Annotated in this window: 25 protein-coding genes; 21 read left to right on the top strand and 4 right to left on the bottom strand. The window is 47.6% G+C overall.

Translation table 11 applies throughout. From position 1 onward, the window contains the following. Positions 1–16 precede the first annotated feature (16 nt). Complete coding sequence (locus tag NSS79_RS21720; protein ID WP_342436114.1) at positions 17–304, bottom strand: hypothetical protein; 288 nt, start codon at positions 302–304, stop codon at positions 17–19. A 110-nt stretch (positions 305–414) separates the two neighbouring features. Between NSS79_RS21720 and NSS79_RS21715 the strand changes: the two genes are divergently transcribed. From NSS79_RS21715 to NSS79_RS21700, 4 genes are all read left to right on the top strand, one after another. Then, positions 415–1527: a copper amine oxidase N-terminal domain-containing protein gene (locus tag NSS79_RS21715; protein WP_342436113.1), complete on the top strand. Its 1113-nt coding sequence runs from the start codon at positions 415–417 to the stop codon at positions 1525–1527. Positions 1528–1539: 12 nt separating this feature from the next. Next, on the top strand, positions 1540–1938 hold the full coding sequence (locus NSS79_RS21710) for a hypothetical protein (protein WP_342436112.1): 399 nt from the start codon (positions 1540–1542) through the stop codon (positions 1936–1938). A 32-nt stretch (positions 1939–1970) separates the two neighbouring features. Next, positions 1971–2345, top strand: a complete 375-nt coding sequence (locus tag NSS79_RS21705) for a hypothetical protein (protein ID WP_342436111.1) — start codon at positions 1971–1973, stop codon at positions 2343–2345. A 175-nt stretch (positions 2346–2520) separates the two neighbouring features. Further along, entirely contained in the window at positions 2521–3300 is a 780-nt protein-coding gene (locus NSS79_RS21700; RefSeq protein WP_342436110.1) for a CPBP family intramembrane glutamic endopeptidase, read from the top strand. A gap of 361 nt (positions 3301–3661) precedes the next feature. On the opposite strand, the gene NSS79_RS21695 is transcribed toward NSS79_RS21700, so the two are convergent. Together NSS79_RS21695 and NSS79_RS21690 are read right to left on the bottom strand one after the other, a co-directional pair. Beyond that, entirely contained in the window at positions 3662–5287 is a 1626-nt protein-coding gene (locus tag NSS79_RS21695) for a helix-turn-helix domain-containing protein (protein WP_342436109.1), read from the bottom strand. Next, a complete protein-coding gene (locus tag NSS79_RS21690; RefSeq protein ID WP_342436108.1) occupies positions 5280–7079 on the bottom strand; it encodes a histidine kinase in 1800 nt (599 codons plus the stop codon). Before NSS79_RS21690 ends, NSS79_RS21695 begins: the two co-directional genes overlap by 8 nt. A gap of 198 nt (positions 7080–7277) precedes the next feature. Between NSS79_RS21690 and NSS79_RS21685 the strand changes: the two genes are divergently transcribed. From NSS79_RS21685 to NSS79_RS21665, 5 genes are all read left to right on the top strand, one after another. Next, positions 7278–8855 carry an extracellular solute-binding protein gene (locus NSS79_RS21685; protein WP_342436107.1) on the top strand — a complete coding sequence of 526 codons (1578 nt, stop codon included), beginning with the start codon at positions 7278–7280 and terminating at the stop codon, positions 8853–8855. A gap of 75 nt (positions 8856–8930) precedes the next feature. Continuing rightward, positions 8931–9839 carry an ABC transporter permease subunit gene (locus NSS79_RS21680; RefSeq protein WP_076112407.1) on the top strand — a complete coding sequence of 303 codons (909 nt, stop codon included), beginning with the start codon at positions 8931–8933 and terminating at the stop codon, positions 9837–9839. Positions 9840–9856: 17 nt separating this feature from the next. Next, the gene (locus tag NSS79_RS21675; protein ID WP_341094273.1) at positions 9857–10726 is read left to right on the top strand and encodes a carbohydrate ABC transporter permease; all 870 of its coding nucleotides are present in this window, start codon (positions 9857–9859) and stop codon (positions 10724–10726) included. A gap of 224 nt (positions 10727–10950) precedes the next feature. Then, the gene (locus NSS79_RS21670; RefSeq protein ID WP_342436106.1) at positions 10951–11202 is read left to right on the top strand and encodes a hypothetical protein; all 252 of its coding nucleotides are present in this window, start codon (positions 10951–10953) and stop codon (positions 11200–11202) included. Positions 11203–11371: 169 nt separating this feature from the next. Beyond that, positions 11372–12169, top strand: coding sequence for a hypothetical protein (locus NSS79_RS21665; protein WP_342436105.1), 798 nt, complete (start codon positions 11372–11374; stop codon positions 12167–12169). Positions 12170–12233: 64 nt separating this feature from the next. On the opposite strand, the gene NSS79_RS21660 is transcribed toward NSS79_RS21665, so the two are convergent. After that, a complete protein-coding gene (locus NSS79_RS21660) occupies positions 12234–13178 on the bottom strand; it encodes a serine hydrolase (protein ID WP_342436104.1) in 945 nt (314 codons plus the stop codon). 219 nt (positions 13179–13397) lie between these two features. Here NSS79_RS21660 and NSS79_RS21655 point away from each other — a divergent pair, with 219 nt between their 5' ends. The 12 genes from NSS79_RS21655 (at position 13398) to NSS79_RS21600 (ending at position 25054) form a co-directional block, all read left to right on the top strand. Continuing rightward, entirely contained in the window at positions 13398–14003 is a 606-nt protein-coding gene (locus NSS79_RS21655) for a histidine phosphatase family protein (RefSeq protein WP_342436103.1), read from the top strand. A 166-nt stretch (positions 14004–14169) separates the two neighbouring features. Beyond that, entirely contained in the window at positions 14170–14856 is a 687-nt protein-coding gene (locus NSS79_RS21650) for a TetR/AcrR family transcriptional regulator (protein ID WP_342436102.1), read from the top strand. Continuing rightward, positions 14837–16126 carry an MFS transporter gene (locus tag NSS79_RS21645; RefSeq protein ID WP_342436101.1) on the top strand — a complete coding sequence of 430 codons (1290 nt, stop codon included), beginning with the start codon at positions 14837–14839 and terminating at the stop codon, positions 16124–16126. The genes NSS79_RS21650 and NSS79_RS21645 overlap by 20 nt, the downstream gene beginning before the upstream one ends. A gap of 34 nt (positions 16127–16160) precedes the next feature. After that, positions 16161–18500, top strand: a complete 2340-nt coding sequence (locus NSS79_RS21640; protein WP_342436100.1) for an FtsX-like permease family protein — start codon at positions 16161–16163, stop codon at positions 18498–18500. Between the two features lie 15 nt (positions 18501–18515). Beyond that, the gene (locus tag NSS79_RS21635; protein WP_342436099.1) at positions 18516–19280 is read left to right on the top strand and encodes an ABC transporter ATP-binding protein; all 765 of its coding nucleotides are present in this window, start codon (positions 18516–18518) and stop codon (positions 19278–19280) included. 233 nt (positions 19281–19513) lie between these two features. Next, positions 19514–19876, top strand: a complete 363-nt coding sequence (locus tag NSS79_RS21630; protein WP_342436098.1) for a hypothetical protein — start codon at positions 19514–19516, stop codon at positions 19874–19876. Between the two features lie 876 nt (positions 19877–20752). Beyond that, positions 20753–21334: a hypothetical protein gene (locus NSS79_RS21625; RefSeq protein WP_342436097.1), complete on the top strand. Its 582-nt coding sequence runs from the start codon at positions 20753–20755 to the stop codon at positions 21332–21334. A gap of 254 nt (positions 21335–21588) precedes the next feature. Then, a complete protein-coding gene (locus NSS79_RS21620; RefSeq protein ID WP_342436096.1) occupies positions 21589–21858 on the top strand; it encodes a hypothetical protein in 270 nt (89 codons plus the stop codon). Positions 21859–22001: 143 nt separating this feature from the next. Next, entirely contained in the window at positions 22002–22490 is a 489-nt protein-coding gene (locus tag NSS79_RS21615; protein ID WP_342436095.1) for a hypothetical protein, read from the top strand. Between the two features lie 206 nt (positions 22491–22696). Beyond that, a complete protein-coding gene (locus NSS79_RS21610) occupies positions 22697–23398 on the top strand; it encodes a hypothetical protein (protein WP_342436094.1) in 702 nt (233 codons plus the stop codon). 256 nt (positions 23399–23654) lie between these two features. After that, positions 23655–24614, top strand: coding sequence for a zinc-binding dehydrogenase (locus NSS79_RS21605; RefSeq protein WP_342436093.1), 960 nt, complete (start codon positions 23655–23657; stop codon positions 24612–24614). A gap of 5 nt (positions 24615–24619) precedes the next feature. Next, positions 24620–25054 carry a MarR family winged helix-turn-helix transcriptional regulator gene (locus NSS79_RS21600; RefSeq protein ID WP_342436092.1) on the top strand — a complete coding sequence of 145 codons (435 nt, stop codon included), beginning with the start codon at positions 24620–24622 and terminating at the stop codon, positions 25052–25054. The last annotated feature ends 95 nt before the right edge of the window (positions 25055–25149 follow it).

Here is a 25149-nt window from a genome sequence, read left to right as displayed (position 1 = left end):
GTAATAACGGCGGGCGTTATCTATTAGAAAGCAGGATGTGGCTAGGCTCCTTGAAGGTTTGGAACCGGATAAGAACTCGTTTACTTGCTATACATACCAGATCATAACCCTGTACGAGATGATTGGAGAGCAGCAGGATCATTTCAAAGTGTAATATTGTTTTTAGAGAGATGAAACCGCAGAATAAGTGGTTGTCGAAGAGAACGGTAAACAGCGGTGTCCGGTCGAGGCTCAGTATGTTAAGGATGACTTTATAGCAAACCAAATAGAAGTTAAGCAGCAAACGTCCGCATCCCTCCAACATAAATATCCCGCCTCCTCATCCGCAGCTGCAACTTTTTGGAAAACCAAGAGTCTTATAATTATCTGTGAATTAGAAAATAAAGTAAAGTAAAGAAAGGATATGGATAGGTAATGAGAAAAATATGGCTGTTTACTCCAATATTACTTTTGCTGTTTCTGTTCCCGGCAATAACGTCAGCGGCTACCCATGCTTCGTTCATTTATTTCGTGGCGAATGGCGGCAAGGGTACTGTTCCGGCACTGGTTAAGAGCGGCACTGCGTTTGTCCCGGCAAGTCTGCTGGAAGAGGCGGGTCTGCGGGTTGCCTGGGATAAGGCAGATCTACGGGCCAAATACGTTGGATGGGAAAAAACAGTGGTTGTCACGGTTGGCAGCAAGAATGCTGTGCTTGATGGGAAAATAGTTCAATTAGGAGGAGCACCGTTCCGGTATAAAGAGCAATTATATCTTCCTGCCCGTTTCGTGGTGCAGGCGCTGGAGGGGCAGACAGTAAGCTGGGATGCGGCTCATGCTCTCTACACCGCCAAAGGGCTTGGCACCTTCGCGAGTATCAACGCAACATTTGAAGGTATCACGTATTCTGTTGTTAAAGAGTCCGGTACGCTGTATGCCGCCAAGGGACCGGGAAAACCGCAGCTGATTGCTAAGCTCGGCTCCAAGCTGTACGACATGGTCGAATTCAAGTTCCAGAAGACACCTGGCGGCTTAATCCACTTGACACTCTCGGATATTTACGGTGAACCTCATATCAACAATACATGGTACACCCTGGTGATAAAGAACGGAGTGGTGATCCGGCAGGCGAGTGTCGGCTATTATAAACGGTTCGGGAATAATGTTGTCATGTATGGCAATAATCTGGTGCTTACAGATGGCAAGATCCTCCGGGTGATTGAGGACGGGACAGGGAAGGTGAAGGAGACCCTGGATCTGGCGAAGCTTGGGGGTGAAGACGATAATTATCTGGTCGAAGGAATTGATGATGATTTCCTGTTGATCCGTCCGAATCAGAAGGGGATTCTAATGTTTATTGACCGCAAGACAGGCGGAAAGACGTTGTTGTACAAAGAGGTGTTGAATCAGGAACAGCAGCAATATGCGGAAACGAACGACGTGCCTTACTACGGAGACGAATTGAAGTTTATCAAACGTGAAGGTAATACTTTGCAGTTTAAGCTGGGCAGAGAAGATCAAATATACAACTATCGAATGAATGAACATTAAGGAGTGGCAGATTTGAACAAAAGCTTTTTTGCGGTCATTTTACTGTCTTCACTGCTATTTGCGAACGGTTGCACTACCTCAAAGCATGTAGAAACAGGGTATGCGGAGTCCGCTATCCATGACGACTTTCCAATTCCAGAGGCTGCAAAACAAGGGGAAATAACGACAAACTCCGCCAACCCCAATATAAAAATAGGCGCCAGCTACGAGTTGGATAATATCGGGGGAGAGCAGGGACTGTACCCGCCCGAAAGTTATTTTCAGAAATTAGATGATGCGGGATGGGCAGAACTGGAAGACCGCCGAATGGGACATGTACAGTTTTTTGAGAAAGAAGATACAGTGATGGCTATTGAAATTCATGAGGATACCTTTGAACTGTATGAAATGAAGCCGGGAGCCTCCTTCTGATCCGATTCATTATAGAAAGGCAAGGTGTAAGTATGGAGAGCTCCGCAGACTATTTATATCATTATTATGAGAAGTCCAGAGGTCCATTTGCCAATTTATCCGATTTGAGCGAAGCGCAGGCAGACCAAGTTCTGGAATCAATCCGCAAACAAAACGATGTGATGGCTTCCCGCCGAGATCAGGGGTATTTAGTGCGCAGACGTGAGTTAGAGGGATTAGCCAGAGAACTGTTCATCTCAAAAGGCGGGAAGCCTGTAAGAAAAGCCCCGCATTATATGGTAGTTGGCCCATGCGACTGGCTTAGTGACTGGTATAAGGAAAGTGCTTTTGTACAAATACCTATTTCACAGTTTAAACTGGACACCCTCTCATTCTCCTGGATCATATGGGCCGGAGAGATATATTGAAGTGCAGGTCTGGGATGATGGACTACTGGGGAGAACAGTTGAAGCTTAAAAAAAGGAATCGTAGCGGAAATATGTAGATAAATATGGCGTAAGTCACAGAAATGGATTACAATAAATCCATTATTGCCCTTTGCATGGCGATGAACACTAGATTGTATAACAGAGGAGACGAGTAATGGTAAAAAACACTGCAAAAGGGCATCCGATTTTATTTTCACTCATGCTGGGGGTTCTGCTGATAGTATTGATCTCAGTCGCATCCGCAGCCGGAACCATCATGGAACTGGACGATACGGGGCTGAATATTGCCCAAGCTGTAGCATTTTTGGTCATGGCTGTTATTGTAATGCTGTATATGACAAAAGGAGAGCACACATTAGCCCAATTCGGCTTCAGAAGCACTGGCGTGTCCAAGGCAAAAGAAGCTCTCTATTATGTACCGCTGCTGATTATCGCACTTGTACAACCTATTATGAGCGGCATCAACTTTGAGCTTTCTGCGGTCGACATTCTGGTTATTGTAATTTTCACCATGCTGGTGGGCTTTACGGAAGAAACCGTTTTCCGGGGAATCATCAGGGATAAACTGAAATTCAAGGGGCCGGTGTTTTACATCGTGTTCTCCTCCGTCTTTTTTGGCGTCCTACATATGGCTAATGCATTAAACGGCAGTAATATAATACATATTCTTTTGCAGGTCATTAATGCACTGCTGCTCGGTTTCATATTTGCACTGCTTATTGAAACTACAAATCACATTATTCCATTGATCGTGTTTCATTTTGCCTATGATGCGCTTGCGATGATCAGCAATGAGAATCTGGACCAGGAAGTTCTGCTGGTTTCCATCTTGAATATCTTGTATCTGATCTATGGAATCTATCTGGTTTACAACCTGGTGCGCAGAAACAAGGTCAACCATCCAGTCGGCCAAACGGTCGGGAACCACAGGTAGGTCAGGCTGCATACGAAGGGGCTGTCCCATAAGTAGATATTCCTAACACATAAGAAGGATATACTCTCGAACAGCTTTGGCGATATTTTTTGTTTTAAAAGGATTGCAGAAACTTTTTCTGCTCAAACAGCGGAGAGGACGGACTGATTGTGGAAAAGCGTTAGCGTTCGCCTTTGTCCCCGGATTTTCACCGCTAAGGAGAATCAATAAAAATCTGGGGACAACAGCGATTGGAACAACGGTCCGTTCGCGGAGCGTCCACATCAAGTCTTACGTCGATCCTGCAAAAAACTAGGGGTGTTCCAGCAGCCATTTCATGGCTTTGGAAACACCCCTTTTTGACGTTAAGAGCCAGCGGATTCTAGACGCTGGCTTCGGCAGACGCACCGATCCTGCGGAAATCCGAGGGAGAGAACCCGGTCTCTTTTTTGAAGATGCGGTTGAAGGAACGGTAGTTCTCGAACCCGATTGCTTCGGCGATTTCAAAGGTTTTCTGATCGGAGGTCAAGAGCAGCAGCTTGGCCCTTTCTATCCGCAATCGGGTCAAATACTGGATAAAACTCTCGCCTACGGTTTTCTTGAACATACTGCTGAAATAAGGGACGCTGTAATTGATCGAGGCGGCCAGCTCTTCAAGCTTATAGGGATAAGCCAAATCCTCGTGCATCCGCCGGATAATTCTCGACATCGAGGCATCGAGCTTCGTGCCCTCACCCTGCAGCAGCTGCAGCTTGCGGAAGGAACTGCAGATGGCGTCATGAACAGAATGGAAGGTCTGGCATTCCTCCAGCTTCTTCCGGCAGGATGCTTCCAGGTCGGCTGCCCCCTCCGCGTCGACAATAAACTGGCTGAGCTCCAAAAAAACTCTCAGGTATAGGGATTTAATCTGCTCGGGTTCCCAGTGTTGCTCTGCAGCCTGGTGGTAAAAGGCACTGCGCTGCTGGTCCAGCGCAGATAAGCTCAAGTGAGACTCCAGCAGAGCAGTCTTCAGCACCTTGATCCAAAAGCGGCTGTTAGGCTCCGGGATGCGCTGGAATTTCAGAGATTGCTGCCACTCTTTACCGGTTAAGGTCTGATTGGCTTGGTAGAAGAAGGGATATGCAGCGGAAGCCAGCTTTTTGAGCGTGCCGGCATCACTGCCCGTCCCTGCTTCGAAGACATATTCCAGTGCTATGGCTCCTATCTTCAAATTAGAGGCAAAGCTCTCCAGGATCTGCTCCATCAGCCCGGATGCTTCCAGCCGGCGCTCGTCCGTATAGATTGCAAAGAAACGCCCTTGGTCCAGCGTGACTACTTTGCCCACGCCTTGGTTGTCCAGCAGTTCTTTCAGAACGTTGACACCGGCGAACTGCCAGAGCTTAAGTTCTTCAAGCTGGTCCATGGAGAAACGCAGGGAGCTTCTGTCCAGCTCCAGCACAAAGGCTCTAAATCGGCCCCGGCCAACCGGAATACCGGCCTGCTCAAGGCTCTGCAGCCAGCTCGATTCGTTGGCGGGATTGCGGAGCATCTCCAGAAACAAACCCTGCTCGATCTCAATTTCACTTGAGCGGACCCTCTGCTCCAGCAGCATTTGTTTTTCCCGAGTCTCTTCAAGCGAAACAGCCTTGCGGGTCAGCTCCTCCAGAGTGCGTGTCAGCAGCTCCGGATCGGAGAGACAATCATCCTTGATCAGGTAGGAATCCGCCTTCAGATGAATGGCCTGCTGGGCATAATGGAAATCCTGATGGCAGGTCAGTATAACAATCTGCGGCCGGGGCAGGCCGCTGCTCTCAATTTCCCGCAGCATATCGAGTCCGTTCATCCCCGGCATCGTGATGTCTGTAACTATCAGCTGAGGTTTATTTTGCAGAAATAGTTCCAGGCCTTCCTGGCCGTCTTCTGCCTCCCCGCTAAAGGTAAACAGGTCGCTTCGCTGCTCGATCATGTGCCGGAAGACCGTTCTGGCCGGGTATTCATCTTCAACAAGGATGACTTTGTAGTTATTCATGCTGTTCCTCCTTTACTCTTACCGAGTCCTGTTCAAGTATGAAAGTGATCGCCATGCCTTCCCCGGGTTTGCTGGCAAGCATAATCTGGGTGTCCCGGCCGAACATCAGCCGCATTCTCATCCAGACATTCTGCAGCCCGATATTGTCGCTGATTTCTTCACGTGGAAGATGAAGCTTCAGCTTCTCCAGCTCTTGAGCCTCCATCCCGATGCCGTCATCCCTGATCTCGATCATGATTGCGGATGATTCGGGAATAGAGAACACTTTAATAGTAATATGGCCTTCGCTTACCTTAGCGGGAAGAATACCGTGAAAGACAGAGTTTTCGATCAGCGGCTGCAGGCTCAGCTTAGGAATCTGCAGCCGCTGCAGCGGTTCTTCAATCTCCAGCGCAAGTAAGATCCGGCATTTATAACGCATATTGAGCAGGCCTACGTAATCCTCAAGATAGTCAAGCTCCTGCTGCAGCATAACGGTCTGCTCGTAATTCTCCATCGAATAGCGGAGCAGTGCGACCAAACGGCCCATCAGCGAATTTATCCCGTCATAGTCCTTCATGATCGCGAACATCCGGATGGTGTTCAGTGTGTTATACATGAAGTGGGGGTTAATCTGAGATTGCAGCGCCCGTATTTCCAGTCTGCGCTTCAAATCCTCCGAATCATGCAAATCCGCCAGCAGATCCTGAATGCGGACAGCCATCGTATTCAGCATCCGGCCGAGATCGCCGATTTCATTGTTGGCAAAATGCGTGACCCGGGCATCGAAACGCCCTTTCTTGATGGCGTCGACCTGTCGCCGTACGGCTTGCAAGGGACGGTATAGATGATAACCGAAGCCGACAACAGAAAGTGCACCAAGCCCAACGAGCAGGATCAGGAAATACATCACGGTTCTGCGGATAATCACCGTACTCTCCCCGAGCTGCTTGGATGGAATCTCCGAAATGACAATCCATTTATCATAAGTTGACGTCTGTTTGACGGAAATAATCGAAGAGTCCATACGGAACTGACCTGGCTGCTGGAGATTCTTCCAATGGCTTAATATGCTGTGGATGCGTTCTTCCTCTGCATTTCCACCCAGCTTGCTGGTAGTAGCGATGGATTTGCCGTCATCGGTTACCAGGGCAATAGAGCCTGTGGAGCCTAGCTGGATATTCTGGATCTGGCGCAGATATTCGCCATTTTTCATCGAAATCAGCAGAATGCCTTGCAAATTCTCGTATTGGTAAAACGGGATACGGGAGATATAATAAGTCGAACTATTCAATATATCGAGCTCAGGCAATGAATGCTTGTCCAAGAAAAGCCCCGGCTTACCGGACTCCAGATAATACTCAATCAGAGGTTTGTAAGGTGATGCTGCCATCGGCGAAGGGGCTTCGGTGGAAGACAGAATCTCTCCGGTCACAGCGGAATACACCTGCAGGCCCTCAACATTGCCGATAATCGCCGAAGCGGTGCTGAGTACGGAGATCAGATCTTTTTTACGGACAACCTCTTCAAAATATTGATCGGAAGGCGAGACCAGTGCTCCTTGAATCGAGGGCATCCGTGAATACTGTTCGCTGAGCTCCCGGAATCTGGACATGGTCAGCTCAATCCGGTCCACAACTTGATTTACGAGCTGGGCATTCAGCCGGTTCACCTGCTCCTCAACCGTCCTGCTGGAGACGCTTACAGAAATATACGACAATACAATCAGCGGAATGATGGAGATGGCAAGCATGACCAGAATCATTTTGATATAGAAGCTTCGTGTCAAAAATGAAAAAAAGGGTGATAACATGTCTTCACTTCCGTCTCCTGGGATGTCTAAATAAATTATAGTACGAGGCTGCGGTGAAGGATACCCTGATTTGCGCAAATCTGAAAAACGGATACACTTTGGCTCGAAATCGGCATGTTCACATGTAAGCGGATTCTCTATAATCCAAATTGTAAGCAGCGACTCACTGGATTACATCAAACAAAACGGGGGATGACAATGAAATTCAAACACAAGCTTGTACCTGTTCTGGCATCTACAGTATTAATGGCTTCCGCACTGGCCGGCTGCGGCGGCAATAACAATGTGGCAGAGAATAACGGGGGAGAGGCTTCGGGGCAGCCGGCAGGAACAGCACAGACTGCGGGCAGCACCAAGGCGGCGAAGATCAAGGCGATGACGATTCTGTTCGGCAATCCGCCGGTCACGGATAATAATAAAGCGCTTGAGGATCTGGAAAAACGCGGAAATGTCGATCTGGATGTCACCTTTGTTCCTTCCGAAGCGTACGCGGATAAACTGTCCGTTGCAGTATCTGCGGGGGATTCTTACGACCTGCTGTTAATGGACGGCGGGAAGGATGACAAATTCAGCAATCTGGTCAAGATGGGGGCCTTCCATGATTTGACGCCTTATCTGGAAAAGACCGAGAATATCAATCTGATTGACGAAGCGGTCTGGAAGAATGTAAGAGTAGACGGCAAGGTATACGGCGTTCCGCGTCCCCGTGGCCTATACGGCGGAGGCGAGGCCAGCATGCTGATCCGCAAGGACTGGCTGGACAAATACAACCTTGAAGTTCCGAAAACTTTAGATGAGCTGACAAACGCAATGAAAGTGTTCAAGGAAAAAGATCCGGCAGGCGGCGGAAAAACGATTCCGTTCTCGATCTTTGGTGTAGATGGCATCAACGCCCCGGGACCTTTTGCCGGAGTCTTGCCGATCCAGTTCGCACTTGGTATTCCGTTCACCTGGAAGGTGGACAACGGCACCCCGGTCCGGGATTTCCAGACTCCTGAATACAAGACTTATCTGGAGTGGCTGAAGGAGTCCTGGAGCCAGGGACTAATCGACAAAGATGCTCCGGTGCTCAAAAATCAGCAGCAGGCACGCGGTAAATTTCTCGCTGGCGTAGCCGGTGTGTTCGCGGGTAACGTAAGTGATCTCGGGGAAGCCAATCTGTCCAAGCTGAAACAGGTGGACCCGAACGCGGAAATTGCCATTATAGACGTGCTTGAAGGTCCTGCCGGAGATAAAGGTGTTGCTGTAATGACCGGATATTACGGACTATGGGCGATTCCAAGCTCCGTTCCGGAAGATAAAATTCAGCAGATTGTGGATTTCCTTGATTTTACTGCTTCTGAAGAAAACGTAGCCTTCTACAAAGGTGGGGTAACCGGTGTTCATTCTAACGGTTTGAAGGACGGGATTGTTACCCAGACGGAAGAGCAGCTGAAGCAGGCGGATCTGGACAAGCCGAATAGTTTTATATTGGAAAACCGGATAGATCCATATGTGTATGCTACGTCCAAAGAAGCGGACATTCTCGCCGTACAGAAGGCATCGCTGGATACCATCAGTAAGTTTGGCATCGAAAATCCGTTCCTGGCTTACAATTCCGAAACCGCAAGCAAAAATCCGGACAGCTACAAGAAAATGAATGCTGTCATGACGAAATATGTGCTGGGTGAAGGCACCTGGGATGATGTGCAGAAGGAAATTGACGCTTGGACCAAGGGAACAGGTGCGCAAATCACCAAGGACCTGATGGATCAATATAACGCCGATAAAAAATAGTTGAAAATACAAATAGACATGAACGGGACTGCACCTCAAGGTCCCGTTCATGAATAATGGATGGGAGGGCAAAAAATGCAGAGATCGCTGCGTGGTTCAAGGTTTAAGCAGCTGTGGCCCTTTTACGTGCTGGCTGCACCGGGAATACTTTATTTTCTGACGTTTCATTATGTGCCAATGTCGGGACTAGTACTGGCCTTTAAGGACTACAGTCCATTCAAAGGAATCATGGACAGTCCTTGGGTAGGGCTGGCTAATTTCAGACAATTTTTCGGAACTCCGAATTTTTATATTCTGCTCAAAAACACACTGGTTATCAGCTTGCTAAATATTGTGATTTATTTTCCTTTTACGATACTGCTCGCTATTATGCTGAACGAACTGCGGATGCAGCTGTTCAAACGGGTATCGCAAACCATTGTATATCTACCCCACTTTTTGTCCTGGGTGGTTATTTACGGAATTACCATCTCGTTTTTCGGGCCATCCGGAGTGATCAATCACTATCTGGAACAGTGGTTCAATACCGATGCGATGTTTCTTACCAGCAATGAATGGTTCAGGCCGCTCGTCATCTTCCAGTCTATTTGGAAAGATGCAGGCTGGGGAACTATCATTTTCCTGGCGGCTTTAGCGGGAATTAATCCTGAATTATATGAGGCGGCCAAGGTCGACGGCGCGAACCGTTTTCAGAACATTTGGAATATTACGCTGCCGGGGATCAAAAGTACGATTGTCGTGCTGTTGCTGCTGCGGCTCGGCTCCTCGCTGGATTCAAACTTTATGCAGATATTCCTGATGTCCAACGGGCTTAACCTGGATGTCTCCAATGTATTCGACCTGTTTGTCTACCATGTCGGACTGGAGCAGTTCAATTACAGCTATGCGATCACGGTAGGCATGTTCAAATCAATTGTCAGTCTGATTCTGGTGGTGGGGGCCAATTACGCGGCCAGGCTGCTGGGTGAAGAAGGCATTTTCTAGACGGGAGTGGAGACAAGATGAAAGCACGGATAACCTGGTTTGACGGAATTATTGCAGCGATCATTATTCTGATCAGTCTTACAGTCATTTTGCCTTTTCTGTACATCATTGCGGTGTCCTTCAGTCCGCCAGCAGATTCGATGGCCGGCAATTTCTTTCTCTGGCCGAAGCACTGGACGCTTGATGCCTATAAATACCTGCTGAATGCCGATACCTTTCTGACCTCAATCAAAAATTCGGTCATTATCACAGTGATCGGCACCTGCCTAAGCCTGGTTGTCTCGATCATGCTGGCCTATACGTTGTCCAAAAAAGGAATACCGGGGCGGCGTCTGATTCTGCTGCTGATCTTCTTCACGATGATTTTCCATGGCGGCATGATCCCGAACTATCTGGTGGTCAAGAATCTCGGTCTGATCGACAGCTATGCGGCTGTCATCCTTCCGGCGGTATCCAGCGCCTACAACGTGATGGTGATCCGCTCGTTCTTCCAGAGCCTGCCGCCAAGTCTGGATGAAGCGGCAAGAATCGACGGGGCGGGAGAATTCCGCATCCTGTTCTCGGTAGTAATACCGCTCTCGAAGCCGATCATTGCCACGTTTGCACTGTTCTTTATGGTTCAGTACTGGAATGAGTTTTTCTCGGCAGTCATTTATCTGAACGATACGACACGCTGGCCGATCCAGCCGCTGCTGCGGCAGATGGTGGCGATCAGCGCCTCGAATATATCCGCCGAAGCGGCACTAGATGCACAGCTTGCCGCAAATTTGGGGCCGAATGTACAAAATGCGGCGATCCTGCTGGCAATGCTGCCTATTGTTATCGTATATCCGTTCCTGCAGAAATATTTTGCCAAGGGAGCCATGCTCGGCTCGGTCAAAGAATAAAGCGTGATTCGCCGCTTTGTTAAGAAGGGGAGAGCTATGAAGCACAAAGGGTACAAGGAATTACGCAAAAATCCCGAATATACGAAACCGCTGCCGGCAGATGTAGAGTTTATCGGCACCTTGCTGAATCTGGAGCTGCCCGACATGGAGGCTGTCCGCTGTTATATGGAACAGGGAATTTTAAATTCCTGGGGCATCCCCAGCCGCAGATCCGGATCAGCAGAATGCCGGTTACGCTGGAGGGCCGGGAGTTGTCTGCGCTGGAAGCTACGGCGCTGCGGATATCGGGGGACAATTGGAGTGATGAGCTTTGCCTGTATCACAACTCCGTAGATGTGGAATCTTATCTGGACCACACCGGGAATATTGTTTCCCAGGAGCTTCTGCCAGGCAAATCCGTGCTGGCCGGACTTGAATTCGCCGGGGGCAGACATTCGGATGATGTGGTCGTGAATCATAGCGTCCGGCAGAACTAAACAGGCAGACATAATAGTTTCAGGAAGACTCTGGCAAACGCCGGAGTCTTTTTGTCTTTATTTGGGTAATACATACAGTTACATAAACAACAGAAGGCGATGCTTCCAGAACTGAACATGTTCGAAGCAGAAGCACTCTATTAACCTTTAAAGGACTGGGGGAGACTTCATGGATAAAGAAGCCAAAAAAATATTGTTAAGTACCTTCTGGACATCCGGCGGCTGGAAGAGCAGTCCGTCTCCTTACAGTGGAGCGGATTTTGAATATGCCAAAGAGAAGGGCCTTATGTTCGATCCGGTGAACATCACACATGATGCGGTGATTAAGAGGTTATGTGAGCTGCACCAGAAGATCATCAGCAAAGAGTGGGCGGCCACAGCATTCTTGCACAGCTTGTCAACCCGAAAGGTCCATCTGCGGAGCGCGTTGTCGAGCTGGGCGTTAACCTCGGAGCTGGCTGTGCACACCTATGGGGAGCTTCTTGCACAACCGCCCATGTTCAGTACTTGCGGTCACTGCAATAACGCACAGCTGATCTCAGACAAGGCCTATGTGAATCAGGACTGGAATGTGCTGAATTTTGAACGGATCAAATGGGGAGGAGTCCGCCTGAACTGGCTTCTCTATTGTTGGCTTGACCTGGAGATGCTTGCCCTGGAGGAGAACCTGCATGTCAGCCGGGAGGATCTGGACATCCTCACCGCAATGACGGATGCAGTTATGGACTGCGGCGCGAAGGATGCCGCCCGGCAGCTGGAGAAACGCTGGAAGGATGTTTTCCCTTCCAGTAAACAGGAACGCGATGTCATGATGGAGGTTTGGGGATACGCCGGCATCCTGCCGCCATCGAACGAGCCGCGCCCGGGACGGGGCGGCAACGGCGATTTTATCTCGGTAGCCAATTGGCGGGGTGAAGATGGCTATTCCCAGGAGGCGCTTAAGTATTATTTTGGTGCGTTTTTGTAAGGGTAGGACGTTCAGAACGAATTGTCTTATAACCAAATTCCGGAGTCTGAAAGTTAAAGCTTGATCACGGGGCAAGCAGTGCAGGTGCGATGATTTCACGGAACACATCAACAGGAGGTTTCTTTTTCCTCCGCTGATCTTCGGTCAGAACCACAACCGTCGAAAGCTCCGGCATAATATAAACAAACTGTCCCCCATACCCGCGGGCATAGAAGTATGCCTGGGAAACTGCAGATGACGCCTGAGCAGCCGAGGTGTAGACATCAGTCCACCAATGCCAGCCATATCCGCCGCGGTAGGGGGCTTCCACATGAAGTGCGGTTTCCGTAGAGCGGTTGACCCGTTCAGGGGAAATGAGCTTTGTGTTCTCCCACACGCCCTCCTGCAAATAGAGCTGTCCCAGCTTCAGCAGGTCGGAAGGCCGCAGCTTCAGCCCGAACCCGCCCGTATGAACGCCTTGAGGATCAACCTCCCACTCATAATCTTTAATGCCCAAAGGGCCAAACAAATAATGCTCGGCAAACTTGGCGGTGGACATACCAGCCGCTTGCCTCAGGATGGCAGACAACAGCTGGGAAACGCCGGAGTTGTATACCATTCGGGCTCCGGGTGTGTCCGACATCGGCTGTTCCAGCACAAACCGGACCCAATCCGGAGAACGGGTCATCCGGGGGAATGAGTTCTGCCCGCCAAATTCAGTCCAGTTGAAACCGGCAGACATCGTGAGCAGATGCTCCAGGGTGATTTCTGTTTTACGATGATCCGGGTCAAGGCTAAGCTGCGGATAAAATAACGTCAGCGGCGCATCCGCCTGCGGCAGCAGCCCCTTGTCCATGGCGATGGAGATCAGTGCGGAGAGCACACTTTTGGTGCAGGAGTTGATTTTGGCCAGTTCAGTGGCTGTATTAGGCGTTCTATAGTGTTCAAGTACAAGTCTGTTGTCCCGGCTGATCAGACAGCTTCGCAAATCGAGCGTTGTTAGCGCTGCGGAAATTGAAGATAGATTCATTGGGTTTATCCTTTCATTATCATATCGGGAGAGTTCATGGGTGAAACCCGGCATTTGCACGATAGTTTGCCTTTCAACCAATAATATTAACATACAAATGGAGAATTTTATGATTCAATTCAACTGGGGCTGCTGAGGAAGGAATGGCTGTCCCATCCAGTATTCAAGTGAAATCAGGAACAGCTCACAATATAACAGAATGGTTGAGGGGGGAGAACAATGTCAATCTATTTGGTCAGACACGGTAAAGATGATGAGGGATTCCGCGGTGGATGGAGCCAGCGTGGGCTTATTGCAGAAGGAATTGAACAGTCGCAGAAGCTGGGGCAGTATCTTAAAGCGCACAACAATCTTTACAACATTCAGCGGGTGGTTAGCAGTGATTTAAGCCGTGCGGTTGAAACCGCAACCGAGATTGCCAGTGAACTCCGCTTACCACTCGAAACCAGCAGCAACTGGAGAGAAATGAACAATGGCCTCATCGCCGGGATGGCTCATGAACTTGTGGAGGAGCAGTATCCGGGTCTCTATTTCTCGACTTTGCGGATGGATGAGGAATTCCCGGGCGGGGAGAGTCCGATTGATTTTTTCACCCGTATACAGGCAACCTTTAAAAAGTTATGCGAGGAGCAGCTCCTCAACAAGGGGGAGGAGAACATTTTAATTGTAACCCATGGCGGAGTTATTAATATTATTTATCATATTTTAAATGGGGTTGAGTGGTCGAATAAAAGCAAAGCTTACCCTAGTACATATACCAGTCTCCATCACATCCAATATGATGCCGGAAAATGGGAGATTACAATGGAAACGCTGAGTGTCTAATCAAAGGATGTAAATATCACATGAACACAAAAACTCCTGCAGCTAAGTATGCGGGAGTTTCTTTGCGTGCGATTGTTTTCTTAATCCAGTGATTGACAATAGAGGGGGGGGCACACTATAATCGTTATAGACCGACGGTCGGTCGATGAAATGGGGGATTACAATAATGCGGATTTCCAAGGAACCTGAAGAACGCAGAAACGAAATTTTAGATACGGCAGAGCTGCTTTTTTTCACCCAGGGGTATAGCAGAACTACAATCAACGATATTTTGCAGAGGATCGGAATCGCCAAGGGAACCTTCTATTATTACTTCAAATCGAAGGAGGAGGTCATGGATGCGGTGGTCATGCGGTTCATTGATGCCGGGGTTGCAGCTGCAAAAGAGATTGCCTCCGATCACAGGTTTTCTGTTCACGAGAAGCTGCTGAGGATCATTATGGCACAGAAGCCGGACTCGGAAGGGAAGGAGCAGCTGATTGAGCAGTTCCATCAGGCGGAGAATGCCCAGCTTCATCAAAAGAGCTTGACGGAAACCATTCTCCGGCTGACACCTGTATTGACAGGAGTCATTGAGCAGGGCATCGAGGAGCAGTTATTCCATACCGCTTTTCCCAGGGAAACGGTTGAGTTTCTGCTGGTGGCTTCGCAGTTTCTGCTGGATGAAGGCATCTTCCAGTGGCAGCCGGAGGAAATTCTCCGCAAGATCGAGGCTTTTATTCATATTATGGAAACCTCTTTGGGTGCCAAGCAGGGCAGCTTCGCCTATGTCACACAAATGTTCGGGCAGCCGCCCGTAGCTGATGGAAAGGATGAGAGGGCGGGGATAAAGGATGGGGCAACAGAACAATAAATCCTTCAGCAAGTTTCTGGTGTTATGGACAGGAGAATGGATATCCAGTATGGGCAGTGGGCTGACCGCTTTTGCGCTGGGTGTTTATGTCTACCAGATGACAGGGACTGCAGCCAGTGTAGCGCTGGTAACGTTCTGCGCTTTTCTGCCTTCCATTCTGCTCAGTCCAATCGGCGGCGTGCTGGCTGACCGCTTTGACCGGCGGCTGATGATGATCACGGGTGATCTATGCTCCGCATTTGGACTTGTCTTCCTACTGTTTATCATGCTGCTGGGCGATCCGCCCGTTTGGCAAATCTGTCTCGGAGTGGCCTTCAGCTCCATATTCGTATCTTTGCTTGAACCAGCTTACAAGGCGACCATTACCGATTTATTGACCGAGGAGCAGTTTGCCAAGGCCAGCGGGCTGGTGCAGCTTGCAGCCTCCTCCAAATATCTACTCTCTCCGCTGATTGCCGGGGTGTTGCTTGGCTACATGGATATAAAGGCTGTGCTGATTATAGATATCTCTACTTTTGTGGTGACCGTGCTTGCGGTGCTGGCTGTGAAAAAGAACCTGCAGGCTGAGCTTCCAGCGAAAACACAGCAGTCCTTTGCAAGAGACCTGAAGGAGGGTTGGGATACGCTCGTTTCCGTGAAAGGTGTTCTACAGCTTACGGTCATTTTATCGCTGGTTACATTCTATATGGGTTTTCTCCAGACCTTGTTTACACCGCTCTTACTGCCGTTTACAGATACGCAAACCCTGGGCACAGTGGAATCCGTTAGTGCAGTTGGCATGCTGATCGGCAGTCTGTTCATCGGGATGTTCAGCATTAAGGGCCAATATGCCAAGGTGCTGGCTGTAAGTCTGGGATTCGCCGGAGGTTTCTTTGCACTGGTCGGTCTGACTACAAATCTATATTTTATCGCTGCAGCCGGATTGTTGTTCTTCGCGGCACTACCCTTCATTAACACCTGTGCTGACGTGCTGATCCGAAAAAATATCGCCGCCGAAGCACAAGGCCGCGCTTGGGGGATCATCGGCATTCTTTCACAGCTCGGGTATGTGGCCGCTTATGCTGTTGCCGGAGTGCTGGCAGATCATGTCTTTAATCCGCTGCTGCGCAGCGGGGGAAGTCTTGCTTCCTCAGTGGGCAAGGTGCTGGGTACAGGAGAAGGCCGGGGTATCGGACTCCTGTTCATCGTCTGCGGTTTACTGATAGTAATTGTGGCGGTGATTGTTCCAAGAATCAAATCTATTCGGGCTCTTGAACAACAACATTCATGAGTTTCTATATCGGAGAAGGAGGCAAGACTGCCAGATGCTGCTGCAAATCGTAAAAAGAGATGTTCTACGCAATAAAATCATTACCGGCGGATTGTTCGTTTTTATTATGCTGTCTTCGCTGCTGGTTGCTTCTGCCTCGCACATCATTATGGAACTGACCGGCTCGCTGAATCAGCTCCTGGCAGCATCCAAGGCTCCCCATTTTGTGCAAATGCATTCCGGGACCCTAGATGATTCCGCCCTTAAACGTTTTGTTTCGGAAAATCCGCTTGTACAGGATCAGCAGATGGTGGAGATGCTTACGGTCGACGGCTCAAATGTGTACTTGGGCAATCCGGAAAAGTCGGAAGCCGCCAGCGTCATGGATATCGGTTTTGTGAAGCAGAATCAGAATTTCGATCTGCTGCTGAATCTGGATAATCAGGTGATCACGGTTTCACGCGGCGAAATTGCCGTTCCTATCTACTATAAGGGACAGAAGCAGCTGAATATCGGGGATAAGGTCAATGTTACCTCCGGGTCCTTTACCAGAGAGTTCGTGATCGTTGATTTTGTCCGGGATGTTCAAATGAATCCGGCGATTGTCAGCTCCAAACGTTTTGTCGTAAATGAGGCGGATTACACAGCGCTGCGGAGGAACGTTGGCGAAGTAGAATATCTGATTGAATTTCAGCTCAAGGATAGCAGCAAGCTTACTGAGTTCCGTAACAGCTATCAATCTGCCGGGCTGCCGGATAAAGGACCGACCATTGATTACCCTTTATTTAAGACGCTAAATGCTCTAACCGACGGAATTATAGCCCTTGTCATTATACTGGTGAGCCTCCTGCTTATGGTGATTGCTATCCTGTGCCTCAGATTTACGATGATCGCCTCCATGGAGGAGGATTACAGGGAGATCGGAGTCATGAAAGCAATCGGGCTGCCGCGGCAGGATATCAGAAGAATCTATATGGCCAAATACATCATACTGGCCGCTTTGGCTTCATGCTGCGGCTATGGATTGTCACTTTTTACTGCACGGTTGTTTACAGCCAACATTAGCCTGTACCTGGGCGCGGCTCCGAAGGGGCTGCTTCAGTATATTGTTCCTTTTCTCGCTGTCAGTCTGAGCTTCGGGATTGTTGTGCTCTTTTGCAGGCTGATCCTTAGAAGGTTCAACCGGATCACAGCTATTGAAGCCTTGCGGTCAGGTACTGCCGGGGTGGGGAGAACACATACGTCATCGTTTACACTCAGCAACCGTAAATGGCTGCCTGTGAATGGTTTTCTAGGGTTAAAAGATGTGTACGGCCGCTTCAGTATATTCGGAGTGTTGCTGCTGGTTGTGGTGATCTGTCTGTTTATGATCATCATGCCGGTGAATTTGTTGAATACGCTGCGCTCCCCGCACTTTATATCCTATATGGGCGTAGGACAGAGCACCATCCGGATTGATCTTCAGCAGTCAGGCGATACCGCCCGGAGGTTTGAACAAATGCTCACAACACTTAAGAAGGATCCTGACATCCAAAAACTTTCGCCGCTCATTACCTCCCGCTTTAAGGTACTGGGAAGTGATGACGTCTGGGAGAATATCAATGTGGAAACAGGAGATTTCTCCATCTTTCCTTTGTCATACATAGAAGGGGGCGCCCCGGAAGGCGGAAGTGCAATCGCCCTGTCTGATCTGAACGCTAAGGAGCTGAATAAACGGGTCGGGGATAGTCTTCTTCTCAAGGCTGGAGGGAAAGAACGGCAGCTGACTGTAAGCGGAATCTATCAGGATATCACCAATGGAGGGCGGACGGCCAAAGCGCAGCTGCCCTATGATCCAAAGACTGTAATGTGGTATGTGGTAGCGGTGGATGTACAGCCTGAAATTCCGGTCGCCGGGAAAATAGAACAGCTGGCCGAGGCATTCTATCCGGCTAAAATCACTTATCTGGACAGCTATTTAGCTCAGACCCTGGGGAATACAGTTAAGCAGCTGCGGATGGTCACTATACTCGCGATCGCCATTTCCATCTCGATAGCGGTACTGATTACGTCCTTGTTTCTAAAAATGCTGCTGGCGAAGGATTCCACACAAATTACAATCTTGCGAAGCATCGGGTTCACGGTCGCTGATATCCGCCGGCAATATCTGGCCAGAACGCTGCTGATCGCCGGTCTTGGCTGCCTGCTTGGGATCTTGACGGCCGGAACGATCGGTCAAAATCTGGTGCATGTTCTCGGATCATTCCTGGGTGCTTCCCGAATTCAGCTTGAGGTTGATCCGGTGCTGGCCTATCTGATTCTTCCGGTTAGCCTCATTCTGGCCGTGGCGGTTACTACTATAGGAAGTACAGGATCTATTCACAAGTCCGGGTTCACGAATAAGATAGCCGATTGAGGGGGCGACAACTGGATGCATATATTAGAAACTAAGGGATTAAGCAAAACTTATTCAAACGGGCAAGGAACGCAGCAGCCTGTATTAAAAGAGATCAACCTGCAGATTCCACAGGGGGAGTTCACAGCAGTGATGGGACCTTCAGGCTCCGGCAAATCAACATTGTTGTATACATTAAGCGGCATGGATACAATGACTGCGGGCAGTGTCCTTTTTAAGGGGCAGGAGATCAGCGCCCTTTCCGAAACCGAACTGGCGGCGCTGCGCCTGCATAGTATGGGCTTCATTTTTCAGCAGATGCATCTGTTGAAAAACCTGAATATCCGCGACAATATCATCCTGTCCGCTTACCGGGCCAAAAAGACCAGCCGCAGAGCCATCAATGCAAGAGCTGCCGATCTTATGAAAAGGACAGGCATTTCCGCATTGGCTGACCGGGGAATAACAGAGGTGTCCGGCGGACAATCACAGAGAGTGGCGATCTGCAGGGCGCTGATCAATCAGCCGGATATTCTGTTTGGCGATGAGCCTACAGGAGCACTGAACTCCAAGGCTGCCGGTGAGATCATGGAAATCCTGGGGGAGATTAACCGTTCGGGAACAACAATTCTTCTGGTTACCCATGATGCCAAGGTCGCTGCGGGTGCAGAGCGGGTGCTCTACATGCTGGATGGCCGAATGGCTTCAGAACACTGGCTGGGCAAATATCATAAAGAAAAAGGTGATCTTAAGCAGAGGGAAGAGAAGCTGTCTTTATGGCTGCGGACCCTGGAGTTCTGAGCGACAGGTTAAGGAATGAAATTTGCATCACCCTCTCAGCCGGGATTCATTGTGCAACTCCGGCGAAAGGGTGATGCTATTTACTTAGATCAAATGTCATAGGATATCCACAGAATTTTATAAAATTTTCCAGTATAATGTAAGCGATATCATTATGGAATCGGCCTGCATCTCCAGGATCATCCGTGCCATATGACAGCAGTCCGATTACTCTGTTTAAGGGAGTCGATTTAATGCTGATCTTTAAGAGGATTTCGTTTAACAACTGGTTATTTACTGTTTTGGCTCTGCAGTATGCTCTAATGCATCTTTTCAAGCTCCACATTCCGGATTCGGTTAAGTTGTCTGAGATCATTATTTTTATCGTTTACACCGTTTCGCAGATTACATTGTTTATCTACCGGGGCAGACGGGCAGCCGTTGGAGCTGTTTCCGGAATGATCCCGCTTTTTTTTGCGGTGCTTTGGACTGTCGCCTTCTTTTCTCATTTTCAAAGCGAAAATTATGTGGCAGAACTTACGGTGATTAACTCGGTAGGGATGTTCACCGCCTTTTTTATTTTGCTGTTTGAATACATATTTCTGATCAGGGATTAATATTTTGGCTCCAGCTCACCAGCCGTCTTGGAATCTCAAGGCGGTTTTTGCGTATTTACGCACAATAGTCCAAAATTCAAAGGAATTCTTAGGTCTGGGCGGTTCATTGCAAGAGATCAGGATTTTCCAGGTATTGCGACAGAATACATAATATTATGAAGGTTTAATTTTTAGGCGTAATACGTTAAGATATAGACATCACCAAATGGTAACCACAAAGAACAGCAGCAAGCGGTTACAGGTGATGGACTCATTCCTAAATTTAGAAATGAATGTAGGAAAGGAGAGGCCCCGATGTACTACCGTTAGCGATGCATGCCGGAATCGGCTGCTGCTGGAGAAGGTGTAAGTGACGACATCTTTTCGCAGACCGTGGGTATGCGGGAATCCAGAGGTAACCATGAACAAGGAACAGCTATTCAAGCAGGATTCATCTTGCGGAAGAAGGAGCGTGATTCCATTGAAAAAGGTTAGCGATGCGTACTAAACACGATGGCTCACAGTAGGGAAAACGTCCGTGAAAACGTTTTTCGTGACATCGAGTACGCGGGAACTCATCCCATATGCAGGACATGGAGCAACACTCCGAAAGGGAGCGCACGGGGACTACCGAAATATGAATAACAATCACCATGTCAGGGATATGGATTGTTGCTGGAGGAAATGATTGAATTGAAGAACGGATTGAACACATAAATCCCCGTTTACCTTAGGCTGAAGGTAAGCGGGGATTTATGCGTTCCTACGGCAAATCGGGGAAGGCTGTCATGTCTTGTCGAAATATGAAAAAGACACAGAAATGTGAAAATATTCACGTGACTATTATAAAATTTTAATATATAATAAAATTATAAAAAGAATTTAGGGGGATTTGAGATGAAACTATTTAAAAGTTTGCTAGTAGCAGGGGTATCGGTTGCATTGTTGTCGGGTTGTGGTGCGAATAATGAAAAGGCGGCGAATGAAGCAGCAACTGCTTCTCCAGCGGCAAATGAGGCAGCAACTGCTTCTCCAGCAGCAGCTCAGACAGATGCTACATCGGCAGCTTCCATCGTTAATGAAGCGGCTGCATTTACTAAGGCTGTAAGTGCAGAAGGAACCTGGATTGTTGCTATTCTGAATGATGTGACTGTTGATCAAGACGTTGTTGTAGCCGGAGAGTTCCATGATAAAGGTGTTGCTGAGAACGCAATTTACCGCAAGCTTGCTCTTTATGCACAGGATGCGGATCACAAAGTTACTGCAAATTACACACTTACCGCACCTAAGGTTACCGTACAAAGTGAAAACTTCAGAGTGCAAGGCGGAACCATCAAAGGTGATGTATATGTAGAAGCAAAAGGTTTTAACCTGCACGAAACCTCTACAATTGATGGTAATCTCTACTTTGCCAGCGAAGATGTGAAAGCATCCGCAGCAGTGGATGGTAAAGTAACTGGAGCAACAGAAGTTAAGTAAATTCTTTTACTGCAATCATACTTTTTCGAAAAACCTGCAGACAGTGCCACGATGGCACAACGTCTGCAGGTTTTTTTATAATATAGAATTTATATGCTTCACACTATAAATTATCCTTCTATTTCTCACTGAAACGGATACCGTCCTTTTGAGGACGGCGAAGCCGTTTCCACTTGTGACAATCCAGTCAATTCTGATAAACCCTATATGGTACAATATGGATGGGCTGCATCCTTATACATAGGAGGTTTAGTGTGAAAAAAAGAACGATTGTATTAATTCTGCTACTAATAATCATTTTAGGTTTAGTGGGCTATAGAAGATATTTCTATCAATTTAAGGATCTTGGGAAAGCCACCCTATTTAGTGGTCCCATGGAGTCACCCGAAGGTGAGTATAATGCACGCGCGTATTATATCCCATATGGTGGCGCTGGGCGTGAAGAAAATCATATATTCCAGCGAGCACAAAGACAAATTTTCAATGGACTGGCAAGCTTCGGATATCCTCTCGATCACAAATGAAAGTCCAGAATATAAAGAATATCGGAATATTGAACTGAAGGTGGATACCGAGATCTATGAGGAGTCAGGATCTGCTTGCCGAAGCCTCCTGCTTAAGGACCAATATGAAACCTGCTATCAAGACGTGAAGGAGTAGACCCGTTATGTTGAAGAAGATAGGATTAACCCTTCTGCTCACTCCTTTGGTTATTATAGTGTTATTCGTTTCCCTGTTCCTGATCATTCCATTGGTTAACAATGTGAATTTGTCCAAGTTCGAGAAACAATTCAGCAAACATCAGCTCCCGCCTGAAACCACGATTGTAGAAAGGGAGTCTATACTTGGCAAACTGAATGGAAACGGCAACGGGTTGGACTTTTTGGCTGCAATTCTAGTGGATTCTTCATTATCTGTTGACGAGCTGACATGCTATTACACCAAGGAAACCTTCAAAAATGCCAAGCGGAGCGGAGAATACCCGGTCATCACTGAAGTCTTGCCTGTTACAGGAGCTTCTGTGGATTCGGTACATTTGGAACACGGCTCTTTGACCTTTGATGCATTAAAAGACATCGCAGATTACTCCGGTTATTACTTTATCATTTTGTATGATGGAGGATATGATGCCTCGTTTGATCTTCGGGGACATTAATTTACATAAATGGGGAGGTTGAATAAGTAGTGCTTGTGTCCAAAAAAATAATGATCGTTTTGATCTTGTCAGTAGTCACGCTTGGCGGATGCTCCAGCTCACCCCCTACAGCGTCAGAAAAGCAGGATACCTCCGCAGCCGTTCCAACGGTTCAACAGTCCTATGATTTGTCTACACTCCATATGGACTTGCCGGCAAACTGGGGATTGGATACGTCCGATCCGAAGGTTTATGTAATTAAAGATGAGCAAGGTGAGGTCAGGGGCGAAGTATCGGCCAGTGAATTTGTGGAGAACTTTGATTTCAAGAAAATGGTAATGCCCAATCACAGCTCGCTGATTTCTGAGGAGGAGCTTGATATTCCCATGGGAACAAGCAGATTATTTACTTTGGATGCCGACAACGGCTCTGCAGCGTCCGGGCTTACAGGGACTCATGATACCTATTATGCGGTGGTCCCGTATAAAGAAGAAATTATATATATATTGAATTTTTCCAACAATGATAAAGCTGCGGAAACCAAACAGGAATTTATCGGGATCTTGACAAGCCTCCGAATAAAGGACACCAGGATCAAGAGTATCAGGCTGGAATGTGGTGATTTATGCAAAGAAGGGGCAGACAAGTCAGGACCATTTACTGAAAAAAATTACACCGATGAAGATGAACTTGAAGTCTTTGCAAATGCCTTGAACAAGGCAGTGAAAATGAATGGTGAACTGAATTATGTTACATATTTTCTAATGCATATTTCTTACCTTGACGGCACGCAAAAAAAGTATGTACTAAACATTTCGAATAGCGAACAAGAGGGGATAACGGGTCTGCTGATAGATACTGAAGACAGTGGACAGGGCTATGAGATCCCAGAGAGAATTCATAATGAGTTAAGGGCACTGATTTATTAGTTATTCAACTTTCGCACTATAGATATCAGGGTACAGACTCCCACATACGGCCAATCATGGCAGGAATAGAAGATATACAGAAAAACCCGGGCAATTATCGCTTCATGTGCGAGAAATTGTTCGGGTTTTTGAGTGAACATCAGCAGCAAAATACAATACATAAACTCAGTTTAAAAAATATGTGCGTTTTGCACACATTTATGTTATGGTATTTATGTGCAAAACGCACATAAATGAATTGAAGGGAAGAATGCAAATGATTAAAGCCGCAATTGTTAAGCAAGCGGGAATCCCTCCTGTATTAGGTCAATTTCCTGCCCCCGTTGAATCCGCTGATAAAGTTATTGTTAACGTTTCGGCCGCTGCTTTAAGTAAACTTAGTAAGTTCCGTTCATTAGGCATGCATTATTCATCAGATACAAACTTCCCAATTGTAGCTGGTGCAGATGGTGTTGGCATATTGGCAGATGGATCTCGTGTTTACTTTGCGCTCCCTGCCGCACCTTATGGAAGTTTAGCTGAACAAACCCTTGTAGAAAAAAATATGATTATACATTTACCCAAAGAGATTGATGAAGTAACCGCCGCTGCAATCACAAACCCGGCGATGTCTTCGTGGGCTGCTTTGGTCTATCGGGCGCAATTCCAATCTGGTCAAACGGTTCTGATTAACGGTGCGACTAGTGAATCCGGTAGTTTGGCCATTCAAATTGCTAAATATTTAGGCGCAAAAAAAATTATTGCAACCGGACGAAACCACTCAAAGCTACAGTCCTTAGGAGCAGATGAATTCGTTGCATTTGACATGAATACTGACAACGGTAAACAAGCTTTTGAGAAAGCCCTGGAGCCAGCTTTTGCGGATGGTATAGATGTTGTACTAGATTATCTCTGGGGTGACAGTGCCTTCGCCATTCTCTCTGCTGCAGCAAAAGCTGGTGTGAGCCGCCCAACGCGATTTGTTAGTATAGGAACTGCGTCCGGGCAAGAATACATCAACATGCCCTCTTCATTACTTCGTGCATCTACGATCGAACTGGTCGGCAGTGGCGGCAGAAGTGTTTCACAATTGAATATGCTGTCATCTGCACAAAGTGTTTTGGATCTTGCTTCAAAAAGAAAGATCCACATCGCTACAACAACATTTCCTTTAGAAGATATCGAAATAGCTTGGAATGCACCATTGACACCTCGTCCCGTTATAATGATAAAATAAGGAACATGGAAGATAAACTTTTTAGTACACTGATTGAATTGACTACAATGCTTAATCAGTCAGACCGCCATAAGAAAATGATTGCCCATGCTGGCGTTAACATGGAAGCAGCAGCTTTTCGTGTTTTCATCGGCATTGGGCGTCTTCAGTCAACTAGTGTCGGCGATTTGGCTGCCATGATGGGCAAAAATTACTCTAGTGTTAGCCGTCAAATTGATAAATTGGAAATAGCCGGATTGGTTCATACTTATCCGGCAAGGAATGATTCTAGAATTCGTGTTTCTGAATTAACAAATCACGGAAAGGAGATTTATTCTCAAATTAACTCCACTCGAAATGGCATCTTACAAGAAGCCTTGACGGACTGGACCGTAGACGAAAAGCAGCGTTTATTGGACGACTTAAGACGCTTAATTGATTCCTTAAATAAATTCAACTAATCAATGTTCAGACACTTTCTTATTGGCATGGTTGTTCGCGCTTCCATGATACCAAACAAGCAAGGTGTTTTTTTTGTCAAGCAAAAAAAGGGCAT

It is taken from the genome of Paenibacillus sp. FSL L8-0436 (assembly GCF_038593025.1).
Lineage (GTDB): Bacteria > Bacillota > Bacilli > Paenibacillales > Paenibacillaceae > Paenibacillus_AQ.
Note: the sequence above shows the minus strand (reverse complement) of the source record. Positions and strands in the feature narration are given on the sequence as shown.

Excerpts from the sequence above, each read along its gene's own strand:
- NSS79_RS21660 (WP_342436104.1), bottom strand. The coding sequence starts at position 13,178 with ATGAATCTATCTTCAATTTCCGCAGCGCTAACAACGCTCGATTTGCGA.
- NSS79_RS21685 (WP_342436107.1), top strand. The coding sequence starts at position 7,278 with ATGAAATTCAAACACAAGCTTGTACCTGTTCTGGCATCTACAGTATTA.
- NSS79_RS21605 (WP_342436093.1), top strand. The coding sequence starts at position 23,655 with ATGATTAAAGCCGCAATTGTTAAGCAAGCGGGAATCCCTCCTGTATTA.
- NSS79_RS21630 (WP_342436098.1), top strand. The coding sequence starts at position 19,514 with ATGCTGATCTTTAAGAGGATTTCGTTTAACAACTGGTTATTTACTGTT.
- NSS79_RS21655 (WP_342436103.1), top strand. The coding sequence starts at position 13,398 with ATGTCAATCTATTTGGTCAGACACGGTAAAGATGATGAGGGATTCCGC.
- NSS79_RS21690 (WP_342436108.1), bottom strand. The coding sequence starts at position 7,079 with ATGTTATCACCCTTTTTTTCATTTTTGACACGAAGCTTCTATATCAAA.
- NSS79_RS21600 (WP_342436092.1), top strand. The coding sequence starts at position 24,620 with ATGGAAGATAAACTTTTTAGTACACTGATTGAATTGACTACAATGCTT.
- NSS79_RS21650 (WP_342436102.1), top strand. The coding sequence starts at position 14,170 with ATGCGGATTTCCAAGGAACCTGAAGAACGCAGAAACGAAATTTTAGAT.
- NSS79_RS21675 (WP_341094273.1), top strand. The coding sequence starts at position 9,857 with ATGAAAGCACGGATAACCTGGTTTGACGGAATTATTGCAGCGATCATT.
- NSS79_RS21720 (WP_342436114.1), bottom strand. The coding sequence starts at position 304 with ATGTTGGAGGGATGCGGACGTTTGCTGCTTAACTTCTATTTGGTTTGC.
- NSS79_RS21625 (WP_342436097.1), top strand. The coding sequence starts at position 20,753 with ATGAAACTATTTAAAAGTTTGCTAGTAGCAGGGGTATCGGTTGCATTG.
- NSS79_RS21695 (WP_342436109.1), bottom strand. The coding sequence starts at position 5,287 with ATGAATAACTACAAAGTCATCCTTGTTGAAGATGAATACCCGGCCAGA.
- NSS79_RS21715 (WP_342436113.1), top strand. The coding sequence starts at position 415 with ATGAGAAAAATATGGCTGTTTACTCCAATATTACTTTTGCTGTTTCTG.
- NSS79_RS21700 (WP_342436110.1), top strand. The coding sequence starts at position 2,521 with ATGGTAAAAAACACTGCAAAAGGGCATCCGATTTTATTTTCACTCATG.
- NSS79_RS21665 (WP_342436105.1), top strand. The coding sequence starts at position 11,372 with ATGGATAAAGAAGCCAAAAAAATATTGTTAAGTACCTTCTGGACATCC.
- NSS79_RS21705 (WP_342436111.1), top strand. The coding sequence starts at position 1,971 with ATGGAGAGCTCCGCAGACTATTTATATCATTATTATGAGAAGTCCAGA.
- NSS79_RS21645 (WP_342436101.1), top strand. The coding sequence starts at position 14,837 with ATGGGGCAACAGAACAATAAATCCTTCAGCAAGTTTCTGGTGTTATGG.
- NSS79_RS21635 (WP_342436099.1), top strand. The coding sequence starts at position 18,516 with ATGCATATATTAGAAACTAAGGGATTAAGCAAAACTTATTCAAACGGG.
- NSS79_RS21670 (WP_342436106.1), top strand. The coding sequence starts at position 10,951 with ATGCCGGTTACGCTGGAGGGCCGGGAGTTGTCTGCGCTGGAAGCTACG.
- NSS79_RS21640 (WP_342436100.1), top strand. The coding sequence starts at position 16,161 with ATGCTGCTGCAAATCGTAAAAAGAGATGTTCTACGCAATAAAATCATT.
- NSS79_RS21680 (WP_076112407.1), top strand. The coding sequence starts at position 8,931 with ATGCAGAGATCGCTGCGTGGTTCAAGGTTTAAGCAGCTGTGGCCCTTT.
- NSS79_RS21615 (WP_342436095.1), top strand. The coding sequence starts at position 22,002 with ATGTTGAAGAAGATAGGATTAACCCTTCTGCTCACTCCTTTGGTTATT.